Origin of the sequence: Bradyrhizobium sp. 164 (assembly GCF_023073715.1) — a bacterium.
Taxonomy (GTDB): Bacteria; Pseudomonadota; Alphaproteobacteria; order Rhizobiales; family Xanthobacteraceae; genus Bradyrhizobium.
On record NZ_JADPKA010000043.1, the window covers coordinates 73834 to 88344 of the forward strand.

Here is a 14511-nt window from a genome sequence, read left to right on the forward strand (position 1 = left end):
ATGTCGATCAGCAGCATCAACTACTCGTCGTCGGTTCTGGGCTCGCAGATCCGCAACATCAATCAGCAGCTCACCGATCTGTCGACGCAGCTTTCGACCGGCAAGCTGTCGCAGAACTATTCCGGCATGGGCACCAACGAGGGTTTTGCGATCGCCGGGCGCGCGCAGCTCTCCAACATCGCCGCCTATACCGACACGATCACCAACGTCAATGTCAGCATCAACCTCGCCAATACCGCCCTGCAGTCGCTGACGAAGATCCGCAGCACGGTGCAGACGGGCTCGGCCTCTACCGCGCAGGATCTCAACGTCAACGGCCAGACGGTCGCGCAGAACACCGCGGCCGCCCAGTTCGGCTCGATGGTCGGCGTTCTCAACACGCAGACCGGCAGCCGCTATCTGTTCTCCGGAACGGCCGTCAACACCCAATCGGTCGCCGATGCCGGCGACATCATCAACGGCACCACGACGCAGGCGGGGTTCAAGACCGTCATGGCGGAGCGCCAAGCCGCCGACCTCGGCGCCAACGGCATGGGCCGTCTGGTGCAGACGCAGCCGACGCTGAGCTCGGTGCAAGTCGCGGAAGACGCCGCCGGGTCACCGTTCGGGCTCAAGATCAAGTCGGTCTCCTCGACGTTGACCGGTGCGACCGTCACCGGCCCGAGCGGCTCGCCGGTGTCGTTCTCGGTCGATCTCAACGGCGTCAACCCGAACAACGGCGACAAGCTGAGCGTCCAGTTCACGCTGCCGGACGGCACGATCGAGCAGATCGACCTGACCGCCTCGACGGCGACGCCGACCCCGCTCGGCAGCTTCGCGATCGATGCGAGCGTCCCCGTCAACCCGAACAACACGGCCGCGAACCTCAACACGGCGCTGAACACCGCGATCACCAAGCTCGCCAACACCTCGCTGGTGGCGGCATCCGCGGTCGTCGCCGGCGACAACTTCTTCAACAGCGCGAGCTCTGCAATCGGCGCGCCCGTCAACAACCAGGCGACGCCGCCGGCCCCTGTCTCCGGCGCGACGGCACTGTCCGGCGCGAGCCCCTCGGACTCGATCTCGCCGGGCTTCGTCGCCGGCGACACCATCACCATCAACGGCACCACGCTGACCTTCGTCGCTTCCGGCGCGTCCGGCAACCAGCTCAACGTCACCGATAGCATCCAGACCCTCTTGAGCAGGATTGACCAGATCACGGGGACGTCGAAGCCCTCGACCGTCCATGGCGGCTCGATCACGATCAACACGGACGATGCGGCGAGCCTCAGCATCACGAGCTCGAATACGGGCGCGCTGAGTTCGCTCGGTTTCAGTTCGACGCCCGTGACCGCCACGCAACCGCCACTGCGCGTCGGCTCGTCGCCGGCGAGTTCGGCAACCACGCTGGTGAACGGCTCGGCCAATACAGTGAAATGGTACTTGGGCAATGACGGGCCGGGTTCGCCGCGCTCGACCGCGATGGCGCGGGTCGACGATGCCGTGACGGTGCAATATGGCGCCCAGGCGAATGAGGATGCGATCCGCCGGCAATTGCAGGCGATCGCGGTGTTCGGGACCTTCTCGACCTCGCCGACCGGCCAATATTCGGGCGGGCAGGTTTCCGCGCTGAGCCTGCGGGTGACGCAGGCGCTGACCCAGCAGCCCGGGCAGCAGCGCATCGAGGACATCCAGACCGACATCGCGATGGCCCAGAACACGATGAAGGATGCGTCCACGCGCCAGACCCAGGCCAAGGCGCAGCTCCAGACCATCATCGACCAAGCGGAATCGGCCTCGCCGGACCAGGTCGCGAGCGAGATCCTGGCGCTGCAGAATGCGCTCCAGGCGTCCTACCAGGTGACCTCGAGCCTGGCGCAGCTCTCGCTCGTCAAGTTCCTGTAAGGACGCGTTAAGGCGCCGTTAACCATGCCTCTTTACCTCTTGGTGAGGACTGGAGCGGGGCGGAGCTGGGGATGCCGGACAAGATACAACTGGTGGTGGCGACACCATGCTTCGGCGGGCAGGTGTCGAGCATCTATGCGAGCTCGATCTTCGCGCTCCAGCGCGCCGTGCACGGCATGTCCAATCTCGAGCTCAAGGTGCACTTGCGCGACGGCGACGCGCTGATCACGCGCGCGCGGGCCAATCTGGTCGCACTGTTCCTGGACGATCCCAAGGTGACGCATTTCCTGTTCATCGATGCCGACATCGGCTTCAAGCCGGAGCAGGTGTTCCGGCTGATCGAATGCGGCGCCGACGTCGTCGCCGGCTGCTATCCGATCAAGCGGGTCAACTGGGACAAGGCGAAGCGTGCGATTGAGGCCGGCCGCGCTGACGTGCCGGCGGCCGCGCTCGATTACGTGCTGGAGATCGAGGATCCCGAGCGCATCGTGGTCGTCAACGGCTTCACCCGCGTGCGCTATGCCGGCACCGGCTTCCTGATGATCCGGCGCCACGTGCTGGAAGCGATGTGCCGCCACCCCGACTACGCCAACTTGCAATTCTTCCGCGAGCATTCGCAGGATACGCTGGCGGCGAGCCGCAACCGGTTCGCGCTGTTCGAATGCATGATCGATCCAGCGACCGGAACGTATCTTTCCGAGGACTTCGCCTTCTGCAAGCGCTGGACCGACATCGGCGGCGAGATCTGGGCCGACATCCAGAGTTCGCTCGATCACGTCGGACCGTCGGTGTTCCACGGCGATATCGCCTCGCAATTCGCGCCGGCGCCCGCAGCGGCGGCGGCCGATGCGGCGTGAGCCTTTCGGGATGAGCGCCGGCGCGTACGCCGACCGCATCGGCTTTGCGCAGCTGACGCGCCAGGCTTTCGAAGGCGTCGATTTGCAGCCGTTGCGCGACCAGCTCGTGGCCCGGATCAGAGAGGGGACGGCACAGGCGGGCGAAGGCCTGGATCTGTCGCTGATCGTCCAGCTCCTTGGCGACAAGGAGGCGGGGCTTGCGATCCAGTCGGAGGTGCTGACCTTCCATCAGTTATTTCGTACGCCCAGCGCTGCCCCGAAGCCGGGCTTGCGCGTACTCGCGCTTGCAGCCGACATCGACATGGGCGGCAACACGCCGATCGACTTCCTACTCGAAGGGTCCGACATCGAGCTGTTGACCCTCTACGTGGTCAAGGGCGTCGGTCTGCCGGAGAACTTGCCCGAGCACGACGTCTCCATCGTGGTTGCGTCCGACTCCGAGGAATGCCGGGACGCGCTCGCGCTGATCGAGAAGGCCGCGCCACACTGGCCGCGGCCGCTGCTCAATCGCCCCGATCTCATCGGCAACCTCGATCGCGACAAGCTGTACCGGCTGCTGACGGGTGTGCCCGGCCTTGACATTCCGGCGACCGTCCACGCCACGCGCGCGCAATTGTCGGAGCTCGCGCTGGGGCGGATCGCCTGCGATTCCATCGCGGAAGAATTGCACTTTCCGATGATCGCGCGACCGCGCGGCTCGCATGCCGGCGTCGGGCTCGCGAAGGTCGCTGATGCGGCAGCGCTCTCGGCCTATCTTGCCGAACGGAAGGATGAGGACTTCTTCGTCGCACGCTTCGTCGACTATGTCAGTCCCGACGGGCTCTATCGCAAATATCGCCTCGCCATGGTCGACGGCAAGCCTTACGCTTGCCACATGGCGATCGCCGATCGCTGGGACATCTGGTATCTCAACGCCTACATGGCATTCAGCGAGGAGAAGCGGGCCGAGGAGGCCGTCTTCATGCTCGGCTTCGACCACACCTTCGCGGTGCGCCACAGGAGCGCGCTCGAGGAGATGAGCAGACGCGTCGGGCTCGACTATTTCATCGTCGATTGCGCCGAGAACCAGGACCGTGAGCTCCTGGTCTTCGAAGCCGACAACACCGCTGTCGTGCACAACATGGATTCCCCGGTCGTGTTTCCGTACAAGCCGCCGCAGATGCGCAAGATATTTGCGGCGTTCACGGCGATGCTGTCGCGGCATGCGCGCGCGGGCAAGGAGAGCGCAGCATGAATGAGATCATCCGCAACACGCCCGGCTCGGTCACCCACACCTCGCTCGATCCGCAGGACTGGAGCGAGTTTCGCGCGCTGGCCCATCGCATGCTGGACGAGGCGATCGACGGCATCGCCAACATCCGGGCGCGTCCAGTCTGGCAGCCGATCCCCGACGAGGTCCGCGCGGCGTTCAAGGCCGACGTGCCGCGCCAGGCGAGCCGCCTCGCCGATGTCTATCGCGAGTTTGTCGAGCATGTCGAGCCCTATGCGACCGGCAACGTCCATCCGGGCTTCATGGGCTGGGTCCATGGCGGCGGCACAGCGGTCGGCATGCTCGCGGAGATGCTCGCAGCCGGCCTCAATGCCAATCTTGGCGGACGCGACCACATGCCGATCGAGGTCGAGCGCCAGATCATTGCGTGGATGCGCCGCCTGTTCGCGTTTCCGGACGACGCGAGCGGCATCTTCGTCACGGGCACGTCGATGGCCAATCTGATGGCCGTGCTAGTGGCACGTACGAACGCGCTCGGCGCGCTGGCACGCCAGCACGGTATCGGCAATGATGGCGCGCTGCTCACGGCCTATACGTCGCACGCCGCACATGGCTGCATCTCGCGGGCGATGGATATTGCCGGGCTCGGCACGGACGCGCTACGCAAGATCGGTGTCGATGCCGATCATCGCATCGATGTTGCCGCGCTGCGCGCGCAGATCGCTGTTGATCGCGAGGTGGGATTCAAGCCGTTCCTGGTGGTCGCATCGGCCGGCACGGTCGACGTCGGCGCGATCGACGATCTCAAGGCCGTCGCGGAGCTGTGCCGCGAGGAAGGGATCTGGTTTCACGTCGACGGCGCTTTCGGAGCGCTCGCGATCATGTCGCCCGAGCTCGCACCGCTGCTTGGCGGCATCGAGCTCGCGGATTCCATTGCGCTCGACTTCCACAAATGGGGACAAGTGCCTTATGACGCCGGCTTCCTGCTGGTGCGCGACGGCGAGCAGCATCGGCAGGCGTTTGCGCAGCCCGCGGCCTATCTGCGCCGGGAGGCGAGGGGACTTGCGGCGGGTGCGGTCTGGCCTTGCGATCTCGGACCTGATCTGTCGCGCGGCTTCCGTGCGCTGAAGACCTGGTTCACTCTGAAGACGTTCGGCACCGATCGGCTCGGTGCGGCGATCGCGCGAAGCTGCGCGCTTGCAAAATATCTGGAGGCGCGCATTCTGGCCGAGCCGCGGCTGGAATTGCTGGCGCCGGTCAATCTCAACATCGTCTGCTTCCGCTATCGCGCCGATGATGCGGTCAATCGCGAGATCGTCGCCGACATCCAGGAGTCGGGCGTCGCGGCACCGTCGAGCACCACGCTGGACGGCAGGTTTGCGATCCGTGCCGCGATCGTCAATCACCGCACCGACGAGAGGGACATCGACGCGCTGGTCGCGGCCGTGCTGGAGTTCGGTGGACGCCGGAGCGGCGACGGAGTGGTTGAGGTCGAGGCGCCGCCGCTCGCGGCGCTCTAGCAGCGATGCATGCCTGAGACGACAACGGCCCCGGAGGTGATCCGGGGCCGTTGTCGTTCGCGCGGCTTGATCGTTCGCGCGGCGTGCAGCGCGAACGCGTGTGGTCACGCGGCGGTGCTGACGTTGTCCTTGTCCGCTTCGGCCTTCGGATGCGTGGCTTCGAACTGATCCCGCAGCTTCTCCTCATAAGCGATCAGCTTGCGAGCGTCTTTCAGCGCCCGGTAGAGGTCGCCGTTGAGGATGTTGTTGTTGATGCCTTCGATGATCGGCCAGGCGCTCGGCACCGCGGTGACGATGTCGCGCACCAGATTGAAATAGGTGCCGTGCTGGGTCTGCGGATCCGGCGAGATGTACATGAGCTGGACCGCCAGATAGACCAGCTTGGCGGGCGTGTTTGCCGTCTCCGGCGTGAGGATGTCGCGCTCGCGCAGGATCGGCACGTTGTCGCCGTCGATCAGGAGGCGGGCGCGCTGGTCGGTGTTGGTAATCACGCAGTTACCGACGATGATGCGTTCGTGCGGTCTGAGCTCGACCTTGAGGGCCATGCCTGTTCTCCATCAACGCTTTTGTAACCGAGCGTTCGTTGCGGCTCATCAGGGCGTGATTCTCGCCCGGAATTAGTTAACGAGCTGTAAATCGCCGGCGTATGCGCGGGAAAGTGCAACATTATCAATGTTGTATCTGTTGTGGCGGTGCGGCGATGTGCGCAACTTCCACGCCCGAATCACGCACGGCCCGGCAAAAGCACGGATTTCATTTCATGTTTCGTTAGAGGTCTCGGCGCCACGGTCCGCCGGTCGCTGGGTCGATCTCGATCCAAGCTGACGCGTAACAGTAGCGTCGTTTACCAGAAAGGTAACAGTGTCATGTCCGGTATCGTCCTCTCCGCATCGGTTCGTCAGAACCTGCTCTCTCTCCAGTCCACCGCCGATCTTCTCGCCACCACCCAGAACCGTCTGTCGACCGGCAAGAGCGTCAACTCGGCTCTGGACAATCCCACCAACTTCTTCACGGCACAGTCGCTCGACAACCGCGCCAGCGACATCAACAATCTGCTCGACGGCATCGCCAACGGCGTGCAGGTGCTGCAGGCTGCCAACACCGGCATCACCTCGCTGCAGAAGCTGATCGACAGCGCCAAGTCGATCGCCAACCAGGCGCTTCAGACCACCGTCGGCTATTCCACCAAGTCCAACGTCTCCACCACGATCGCCGGTGCGACAGCTTCGGATCTGCGTGGCACGACCAGCTACACCAGCGCGGATGCGCTGAGCAACGTGCTCTACAGCGGTGCGGCCGGCGGTGTAACCGCTGCTGCGTCCGGTACCAAGCTCGGTGGCGTTCAGGGCACGAATACGGGAACCGTCATCAACGCTGCGACCACTGGTGCGAGCCTGCTGAACGGCACAGCGACCGCTGGCGACGCCAACGCCGGCGTTGCCGCGGGCGACACGTTCACCGTCAACGGCAAGACCATCACCTTTGCCGCCGGCGACGTGCCCACGACCGCCCCGACCGGTCAGACCCGGGTCGCTGCCACCGGTATCACGACCGGTAACGTCTACACGGACAACACCAGCGGTAACGTGACGATCTATCTCGGTTCGGGCACGAAGGCTGCGGTAGGCGACGTCCTGACTGCCATCGACCTCGCCAGCGGGGTGCAGAGCAACGTTGCCGGGACCCTGACGGTCAACAGCGGCCAGACGATCTCGTCCGTCAGCGGCGGCGGTGCGCTCGTCCTGAAGAGCACGATCGGTTCTGACCTCAGCGTAACGGGCAAGGCCGACATCCTCAACAAGCTCGGCCTGACCAGCGCGACCGGCGCCGGCAGCGTCACTGCGACGGCGGCCCGTACCACGAGCTCGGCGACCCTGTCGTCGTTCATCTCGTCGGGTTCGACCCTGAACGTCGATGGCCATGTCATCACCTTCAAGGACGGTCCGACGCCGACGGCGGCTTCGCTGGCCTCCACCCAGGGCGTGTCGGGTAACGTCGTCACCGATGGCAACGGCAACTCGACGGTCTACCTGCAGAGCTCGACGATCGCCGACGTGCTGAAGGCGATCGACTTCGCCACGGGCGTGCAGACCTTCACGCTCAACGGCAGCGGCGGCGGTACGCTTGCGACCGCCTCGGGTCAGACGGCTTCGTCGATCAACACCTCCGGCCAGCTCAAGATCTCGACTGGCGTCAATGCCGACCTGTCGATCACCGGCACCGGCAATGCCCTGTCGGTGTTCGGTCTCGCCGGCAACACCGGTACGGCTTCGGCCTTTACCGCGGCCCGTACCTCCGGCATCGGCGGCATCGCCGGCAAGACCTTGACCTTCAGCTCCTTCAACGGCGGTACGGCGGTCAACGTCACCTTCGGCGACGGCACCAACGGAACGGTCAAGACCCTCGATCAACTCAACACCGCGCTTCAGGCCAACAACCTGGCCGCGACGATCGATGCCAACGGTCAACTCACTATCACGGCATCCAACGACTACGCGTCGTCGACGATTGGTTCAGCGACGGCTGGCGGCGCGATCGGCGGTACGATCACCGGCACGCTGACGTTCACGACCGCCTCCCCACCGGTCCAGGACGTGGTGGCTCAGTCGGCTCGCGCAAATCTGGTGTCGCAGTACAACAACATCCTGAACCAGATCGACACCACCTCCGTCGACTCCTCTTTCAACGGCGTCAACCTCTTGAATGGCGACCAGCTCAAGCTGGTGTTCGACGAAACCGGCAAGTCGAGCCTGAACATCACCGGCGTGACCTACAACTCGAAGGGTTTGGGTCTCGCCGCGCTGACAGTCGGTGTCGACTTCATCGACAACGCTGCCACCAACCGGGTGCTGACCAATCTGAATGCCGCGTCCAGCACGCTGCGCTCGGAGGCCTCGGCGCTCGGCTCAAACCTGTCGGTGGTGCAGATCCGTCAGGACTTCAACAAGAACCTGATCAACGTGCTGCAGACCGGCTCGTCCAACCTGACGCTGGCCGACACTAACGTCGAGGCAGCGAACAGCCAGGCACTGTCGACCCGGCAGTCGATCGCGGTCTCCGCGCTGTCGCTGGCCAACACCTCGCAGCAGAGCGTGCTCCAGCTGCTCCGCTAATAAGCGACTGAACTAACTGGATAAAATCGAGCGGCGGGGCTATTTTCCCGCCGCTCTTTTTTGCGTCCGGAGGCGGGCAGGGGCGTTCACCCGCTATTAACCCTATCGCTTAAACCGGCGTTAACCATACTTTAAAGGACACCTCCTAAAACTGGACAGAAGCCCGCTTTCGAGACCGCGCGGCCGATTCGTACCCGGTTCAAGAGGAAGACTCGCCAATGTCCAACATCGTTCTCTCGGCGTCAGTTCGCCAGAACCTGTTGTCGCTGCAGTCGACGGCCGACCTGCTGTCCACGACGCAGCAGCGCCTTTCGACCGGGAAAAAGGTCAACACCGCGCTCGACAACCCGACCAACTTCTTCACGGCACAGGGGTTGGACAATAGGGCGAGCGATATCAGCAATCTCCTCGACGGCATCAACAACGGTGTGCAGGTGTTGCAGGCCGCCAACACCGGCATCACCTCGCTGCAGAAGCTGATCGACAGCGCCAAGTCGATCGCCAACCAGGCGCTCCAGACCACGGTCGGCTACTCGACCAAGTCGAACATCTCGACCACGATCCCTGGCGCGACGCCGGCTGATCTGCGCGGCACCACGAGCTATACATACGCAACGGCAACCGGCAATGTGGTCACCAACGGTACCGCTGGCGGTACGACACCGGCGACCACCACGACCACGCTCGGCGGCATCTCGCAGTCGCTGGTCGGCTCGGCTGCTCCTGATGGTGCCGGCACCGCGGCCAGCCTGGCTGCGGGTCTGACGCTGCTCGGCACGCCCAGCGCGAGCACTATCGCGACGAACGGTGCTCCGTCGGATGGTGATGTGCTCGTCGTGGACGGCAAGACCATCACATTCAGGGCCGGCGCTGCGCCCGCGGTGGCCAACGTTCCTGCCGGCTCCGGCAAGAACAACAACGTCGTCACGGACGGCAATGGCAACTCGACTGTCTATCTCGGAACAAACGCCGCTCCGGCCGCAACCGTCCAGGACGTGATGGATGCGATCGACCTTGCAAGTGGCGTGCAAAAGGCTGCCATCACGGGCGGCACCGCGACGCTGTCGAGCTCGTCCGGCGCCAACGCCTCCATCACCTCTGGTGTTCTCACCCTCACCACTGGTACCGGCGCCGACCTCAGCATCACCGGCAAGGCCGACTTCCTCAAGGCGCTCGGTCTGACAACCGCGACCGGGTCCGGCAATGTCAATGTGACCAAGGCGCGCCTGACGACTTCGGCGACGCTCGGCACTCTCGTTCAGGACGGCTCCACGCTCAATGTGGATGGCAAGACGGTCACGTTCAAGAATGCGGCCGCTCCTGCTGCCGCGCCGACAGGCTCCACCAAGATCGGCAACATCGTGACGGACAACAACGGCAACTCCGTCGTGTATCTCCAGGGCGGAAACGTTCAGGATTCGTTGAACGCGATCGATCTGGCTTCGGGGGCCGGCATCGTCAGCAGCGGCGCCGTGGTTGCGGCGAGCGGTTCGTCGCTGTCCTCGGTCGTGAATGGCGCTCTCAAGCTCAGCACCGGCACCACGGCGGATCTGTCGATCACTGGAACCGGCAACGCGCTGTCCTCGTTCGGTCTGACCGGTCCCACCGGCACCGGCACGGCCTTCACCGCGGGACGCGCGCCGGGAGTAGGCAGCATCTCGGGCAAGACCCTGACATTTACCTCCTTCAACGGCGGCACGGCGGTCAACGTCACCTTCGGCGACGGCACCAACGGCACCGTCAAGACACTCGATCAGCTGAACTCGCAGCTTCAGGCGAATCACCTCACGGCGACAATCGACGCCAACGGCGTGCTCACGATCACCACCGTGAACGAATACGCGTCTTCGACGCTCGGCTCGGTGGCGGCCGGCGGCGTCGTCGGTGGTACGATCACCGGTACGGTTGCCTTTACGACGGCCCAGCCGCCGATCCAGGATCCGGTCGCGCAGACGGCGCGCTCGAACCTGGTCAACCAGTTCAACAACATCCTGGCCCAGATCGACACGACGTCGCAGGACGCCTCCTTCAACGGCGTCAACCTGCTCAACGGCGACACGCTGAAGCTGATCTTCAATGAGACCGGCAGCTCGACGCTCGGCATCAATGGCGTGGTGTTCAACGCGGCGGGCCTCGGCCTGTCCAATCTCGTCAACGGCGTCGATTTCATCGACAACGGCGCCACCAACAGGGTGCTCGCGAGCCTCAATGCGGCCTCGAGCACGTTACGCTCGGAAGGCTCTGCTCTCGGCTCCAACCTCTCGATCGTGCAGGTGCGTCAGGACTTCTCCAAGAACCTGATCAACGTGCTCCAGACCGGCTCGTCGAACCTGACGCTCGCCGATACCAACGAGGAAGCGGCCAACAGCCAGGCGCTGTCGACCCGGCAGTCGATCGCAGTCTCCGCGCTATCGCTGGCCAACCAGTCCCAGCAGAGCGTGCTCCAGCTGCTCCGCTAATTTCACGATGCAAGATACTGAATTGAACATCACGGCGGGGCTCACGCTCCGCCGTTTTTATGGAGATCGCTAAGGCAGGATTAGCCGAGATTGATGCGCGTCGTGCGAGGCGTGTTTACAGCATGCGTGCGCGCATCTAGCCTTGCGGTGACGAAGGACTCCGCGACCGTAATAATCCGGAGTCCTTCCACTCGTCACGTAAGCAAAATCTTAAGCGGTGCTGCCTAGGGTCGGGAAAGAAATCCTTAAGCGCGTTCAACGCGCTAGGTAACCTCCAGGGTGTGATTGATGTCGAATTCCGCTGCCTCGGCCTACGCGCGTGTTGCAACGACCACTGCATCTCCTCGCGACATCGAGGCTCAAACCCTGCTCAAGGCCGCGAACAAGCTTCAGGATGCGGTGAACAACGCCGATCCGCTCAGCGAGCAGACCATGCAGGCCCTGATGTTCAACCGCAAGCTCTGGACCATCTTCTTGAGCGAGGCGATGCGCGACAACAATCCGCAACCGATCGACGTCCGGCAGAAGATCGCCAACATCAGCGTCTTCGTGCTGAGCCAGACCGCCGCGCTGCAGATGAGCCCGCAGTTCGATCACTTCCGTCCGCTGATCGAGATCAACCGCAATATCGCAGCTGGTCTGTCCGGAAGGCCGTGACAGCAAGCCGTCTGCGTCATGGTCGAGCATTCTGTCGAGTGCGGGCCAAGGTCACGCCGACAGATGCGGCAAGCCAGACCTATTTCGATATTGCCGTTACGCCGCTCGACGCTTGATCGTCAGGCGCTGCGGTCGGTGCTGAGCGGGCGCGAGGGTTCGGACTTCAGATCCAGCGCATGGAAATAGGCCCGCCGGCGCAGCATCGCTTCGTCGGGGAACTGGTTGACCACCGCATCGGTCTTGTCGTTGACGACCTGGAAGACGAAGGATGCGGCCGCCTGGTCGAACACGACCTGGCGCGAGACGTTCTCGTGGTTTGGCGGATCATTGCGCACGGGCGCGCCCGTATCGCTGGCGGCGACCGTCTGCCGCACCGGAAGATCAGTTTGCACAGCCTCGTTCGCCGCCGCGTTGGACGTCGGTACGATCTGCACGGGGGCCGGGATCCCCACCGGCCGGATGCTGAAATCTGTACTCATTGGCAGCCTCCTGGTTGCCTAGTATTGAGTCAAATCCCAACCCCTCTCATTGCGCAAGCATGGAACACCAGGACTGAAGACCGGGTAAGCAAACGTGCCTAACCGCGCGACGACATCGCCGCGCGGTTTTTCGTAAAATTGTCTCTTGTTCTTGCGGGCGCTCAGAGCGAGCGGCTGACCGCGAGCGGCGTGATGTGGCGCGGGCCAGGGGCCGCGCGACGACCCGCAGCCGTATAGGTGTTCGGCACGTTGCGCTTCTGGATCTCGGCATTGACGCCGCGCACAACGCTCTCGGACACCGCGTGTGCGGTGGCGAGCACGGTGAGGTTGACCTGAAGCATGGCGCGGAACGCATCGTGGTGGCGATGCAACGTCGAGAGCAACTCGGGCGCGGATTTGGCGAGCTGGGCCTGGTTCGCTTTCAGCTGGCTGACGGCGCCAACATAGTTGCGCGACAACTCTTGCTTCTTGCCCTCGAGCGTCATCGCCTCGCGGACGTTGCCGGCGCGGACGAGCTCGGTCTCGCGCTCGATCAGTCCGAGCAGGGCGCTCATAGCATCCATCAGGTTCTCGCCGATCTTACGTGCCTCGGCGCTGCCATGCACAGGGTTTGGGCGCTGCGCTTGCATCGGCTGACGTGAGGCGTGGGAATGGTTCATCTCGGTTGACCTTATGCCGTGCGGATCGTTTTCGCCTGCTGCATGATCAGGGTGCGGTAGACTTCGGTGGCAACACCGACGCCGCCGGCACTGGCGAAGTTCTTCGAATATTGCTCCGTCAGCATCGAGCGCCACACCCCGGTTCCAGGCGTGTCGCCGAATGGGCCTTCGCCCTTCAGGCCGGAGGTCATTTGCGAGAACATGCTGTTGAGGAACATCGCCTCGAAATCGGTGGCGGTCTTCTGCGCCTTGGCCTGCTGTTGCGGCGAGACCTTTTGCAAGGCACTCGCGAGCTCGAAATCCGGCCGGCCGTTGCGGCTCTCGACCGAGAAGGCCGAAGCGTTGGCGACGCGCGGGGTGTTGATTGCGCCGGTCTGCATCACATCACCTCGATGTCGGCTTCGATCGCGCCGGCGGCCTTGATCGCCTGGAGGATGCTGATCATGTCGCGGGGACCGATGCCGAGGCCATTGAGGCCGTCGACGAGTTGCTGGAGCGATACGCCGTCCTTGACGACGGCCAGTTTCTTCCCGTCCTCGGTGACGGTGACGCTGCTGCGCGGCGCAACCACGGTCCGCCCGCGCGACAACGGGTTGGGTTGGCTCACCTGGGGACTCTCGGAGATCGTCACGGTGAGGTTGCCCTGCGCCACCGCAACCGTGGCGACGCGGACGTCGCGGCCCATCACGATGATCCCGCTGCGCTCGTCGATGACGATCTTGGCGGCGAGATCGGGATCGACCTGGAGCTGCTCGATCTCGGTGAGAAAGGCGACGACGTTGCCCTTGAACTCCGGTGGTATCGACAGCTGCACCGTCGAGGGGTCGATCGGCTCGGCGGTCTTGACGCCGAGATAGTCGTTGACGGCGGCCGCGATGCGTTTGGCGGTGGTGAAGTCGGCGTTGCGCAGCGCCAAGCGGACGTTCGGCAGGCGATTGAGCGCGAACTCGATCTCGCGCTCGATGATGGCGCCGTTGGCAATGCGCCCGACGGTCGGCACGCCGCGCACGATTTTCGCCGCTTCGCCCTCGGCCTGGAAGCCGGAGATCGCGAGCGAGCCCTGCGCGACCGCATAGACGTTGCCGTCGGCGCCGAGCAGGGGGGTGACGAGCAGGGTGCCGCCCTGGAGGTTCTTGGCGTCGCCGAGCGCGGAGACAGTGACGTCCATGCGCGTGCCCTGGGTGGCGAACGCCGGCAAATTGCCCGTCACCATCACAGCGGCGACGTTGCCGGTGCGGATGGTGGCGCCGCGGATGTTGACGCCCATGCGCTCGAGCATCGCCTGCAGCGATTGCTTGGTGAAGGGGATGTTATTGAGCGTGTCGCCGGTGCCGTTGAGGCCGACGACGAGGCCGTAGCCGATGAGCTGGTTCTGCCGCACGCCCTCGATATTGGCGAGGTCCTTGATGCGCGATGTCGCGCTTGCAGGCGTGACCGAGAGCGCCAGCGCCGACAGCGCGGCACAGGCCACCCCAACAATCCTCACCCAACGAACGCCTGGCATCCTCTGCTCCCCAAAGGTCCCCCCCAAAAAGGGCTCCTCAAATCAAAGGACCGTCTGCGACACTCCCATGACGAGCTGGTCCGGCGCTTTCCTTGCGAGCGCCGTGCCAAGCGAGGGCAGCAGGGTAGATGGCTGAATAGGTTGAGTAAATCTGTTCCGACCGGTGTCA

Annotated in this window: 12 protein-coding genes; 7 read left to right on the forward strand and 5 right to left on the reverse strand. The window is 64.1% G+C overall.

Annotation, left to right across the window (positions count from 1 at the left end; genetic code table 11):
• The 4 genes from IVB01_RS15765 to IVB01_RS15780 all read left to right on the forward strand — a co-directional run bounded on the left by IVB01_RS15765 (window position 1) and on the right by IVB01_RS15780 (window position 5471).
• Window positions 1–1884, forward strand: a complete 1884-nt coding sequence (locus IVB01_RS15765) for a flagellar protein (protein ID WP_247421884.1) — start codon at window positions 1–3, stop codon at window positions 1882–1884.
• Window positions 1885–1955: 71 nt separating this feature from the next.
• A complete protein-coding gene (locus IVB01_RS15770) occupies window positions 1956–2741 on the forward strand; it encodes a hypothetical protein (RefSeq protein ID WP_247421882.1) in 786 nt (261 codons plus the stop codon).
• A gap of 10 nt (window positions 2742–2751) precedes the next feature.
• Window positions 2752–3975 carry a hypothetical protein gene (locus IVB01_RS15775; protein WP_247421879.1) on the forward strand — a complete coding sequence of 408 codons (1224 nt, stop codon included), beginning with the start codon at window positions 2752–2754 and terminating at the stop codon, window positions 3973–3975.
• Complete coding sequence (locus tag IVB01_RS15780) at window positions 3972–5471, forward strand: aspartate aminotransferase family protein (protein WP_247421876.1); 1500 nt, start codon at window positions 3972–3974, stop codon at window positions 5469–5471. Before IVB01_RS15775 ends, IVB01_RS15780 begins: the two co-directional genes overlap by 4 nt.
• A gap of 104 nt (window positions 5472–5575) precedes the next feature.
• Here IVB01_RS15780 and flbT read toward each other — a convergent pair whose 3' ends face one another.
• Window positions 5576–6016 (reverse strand): flagellar biosynthesis repressor FlbT, encoded by a 441-nt coding sequence (gene flbT / locus IVB01_RS15785; protein ID WP_247421873.1) that lies wholly within the window; start codon window positions 6014–6016, stop codon window positions 5576–5578.
• A 321-nt stretch (window positions 6017–6337) separates the two neighbouring features.
• On the opposite strand from flbT, the gene IVB01_RS15790 reads away from it, so the two are divergent.
• The 3 genes from IVB01_RS15790 (at window position 6338) to flaF (ending at window position 11700) form a co-directional block, all read left to right on the forward strand.
• Window positions 6338–8584, forward strand: coding sequence for a DUF1522 domain-containing protein (locus tag IVB01_RS15790; protein WP_247421870.1), 2247 nt, complete (start codon window positions 6338–6340; stop codon window positions 8582–8584).
• 218 nt (window positions 8585–8802) lie between these two features.
• Window positions 8803–11043 carry a DUF1522 domain-containing protein gene (locus IVB01_RS15795; protein ID WP_247449110.1) on the forward strand — a complete coding sequence of 747 codons (2241 nt, stop codon included), beginning with the start codon at window positions 8803–8805 and terminating at the stop codon, window positions 11041–11043.
• A gap of 288 nt (window positions 11044–11331) precedes the next feature.
• The gene (gene flaF / locus IVB01_RS15800; RefSeq protein WP_008554779.1) at window positions 11332–11700 is read left to right on the forward strand and encodes a flagellar biosynthesis regulator FlaF; all 369 of its coding nucleotides are present in this window, start codon (window positions 11332–11334) and stop codon (window positions 11698–11700) included.
• A gap of 119 nt (window positions 11701–11819) precedes the next feature.
• Here the strand turns inward: flaF and IVB01_RS15805 are convergent, their stop codons facing one another.
• From IVB01_RS15805 to IVB01_RS15820, 4 genes are all read right to left on the reverse strand, one after another.
• On the reverse strand, window positions 11820–12179 hold the full coding sequence (locus tag IVB01_RS15805) for a hypothetical protein (RefSeq protein WP_247334423.1): 360 nt from the start codon (window positions 12177–12179) through the stop codon (window positions 11820–11822).
• Window positions 12180–12340: 161 nt separating this feature from the next.
• On the reverse strand, window positions 12341–12838 hold the full coding sequence (locus tag IVB01_RS15810) for a hypothetical protein (RefSeq protein ID WP_247300105.1): 498 nt from the start codon (window positions 12836–12838) through the stop codon (window positions 12341–12343).
• An 11-nt stretch (window positions 12839–12849) separates the two neighbouring features.
• Entirely contained in the window at window positions 12850–13218 is a 369-nt protein-coding gene (gene flgJ / locus IVB01_RS15815; protein WP_247421864.1) for a flagellar assembly peptidoglycan hydrolase FlgJ, read from the reverse strand.
• Window positions 13218–14342 carry a flagellar basal body P-ring protein FlgI gene (locus IVB01_RS15820; RefSeq protein WP_247278668.1) on the reverse strand — a complete coding sequence of 375 codons (1125 nt, stop codon included), beginning with the start codon at window positions 14340–14342 and terminating at the stop codon, window positions 13218–13220. The genes flgJ and IVB01_RS15820 overlap by 1 nt, the downstream gene beginning before the upstream one ends.
• Window positions 14343–14511: the final 169 nt, after the last annotated feature.

Coding starts and splice junctions, on each gene's coding strand:
- IVB01_RS15765 (WP_247421884.1), top strand. CDS start 1: ATGTCGATCAGCAGCATCAACTACTCGTCGTCGGTTCTGGGCTCGCAG.
- IVB01_RS15770 (WP_247421882.1), top strand. CDS start 1,956: ATGCCGGACAAGATACAACTGGTGGTGGCGACACCATGCTTCGGCGGG.
- IVB01_RS15775 (WP_247421879.1), top strand. CDS start 2,752: ATGAGCGCCGGCGCGTACGCCGACCGCATCGGCTTTGCGCAGCTGACG.
- IVB01_RS15780 (WP_247421876.1), top strand. CDS start 3,972: ATGAATGAGATCATCCGCAACACGCCCGGCTCGGTCACCCACACCTCG.
- flbT (WP_247421873.1), bottom strand. CDS start 6,016: ATGGCCCTCAAGGTCGAGCTCAGACCGCACGAACGCATCATCGTCGGT.
- IVB01_RS15790 (WP_247421870.1), top strand. CDS start 6,338: ATGTCCGGTATCGTCCTCTCCGCATCGGTTCGTCAGAACCTGCTCTCT.
- IVB01_RS15795 (WP_247449110.1), top strand. CDS start 8,803: ATGTCCAACATCGTTCTCTCGGCGTCAGTTCGCCAGAACCTGTTGTCG.
- flaF (WP_008554779.1), top strand. CDS start 11,332: ATGTCGAATTCCGCTGCCTCGGCCTACGCGCGTGTTGCAACGACCACT.
- IVB01_RS15805 (WP_247334423.1), bottom strand. CDS start 12,179: ATGAGTACAGATTTCAGCATCCGGCCGGTGGGGATCCCGGCCCCCGTG.
- IVB01_RS15810 (WP_247300105.1), bottom strand. CDS start 12,838: ATGAACCATTCCCACGCCTCACGTCAGCCGATGCAAGCGCAGCGCCCA.
- flgJ (WP_247421864.1), bottom strand. CDS start 13,218: ATGCAGACCGGCGCAATCAACACCCCGCGCGTCGCCAACGCTTCGGCC.
- IVB01_RS15820 (WP_247278668.1), bottom strand. CDS start 14,342: ATGCCAGGCGTTCGTTGGGTGAGGATTGTTGGGGTGGCCTGTGCCGCG.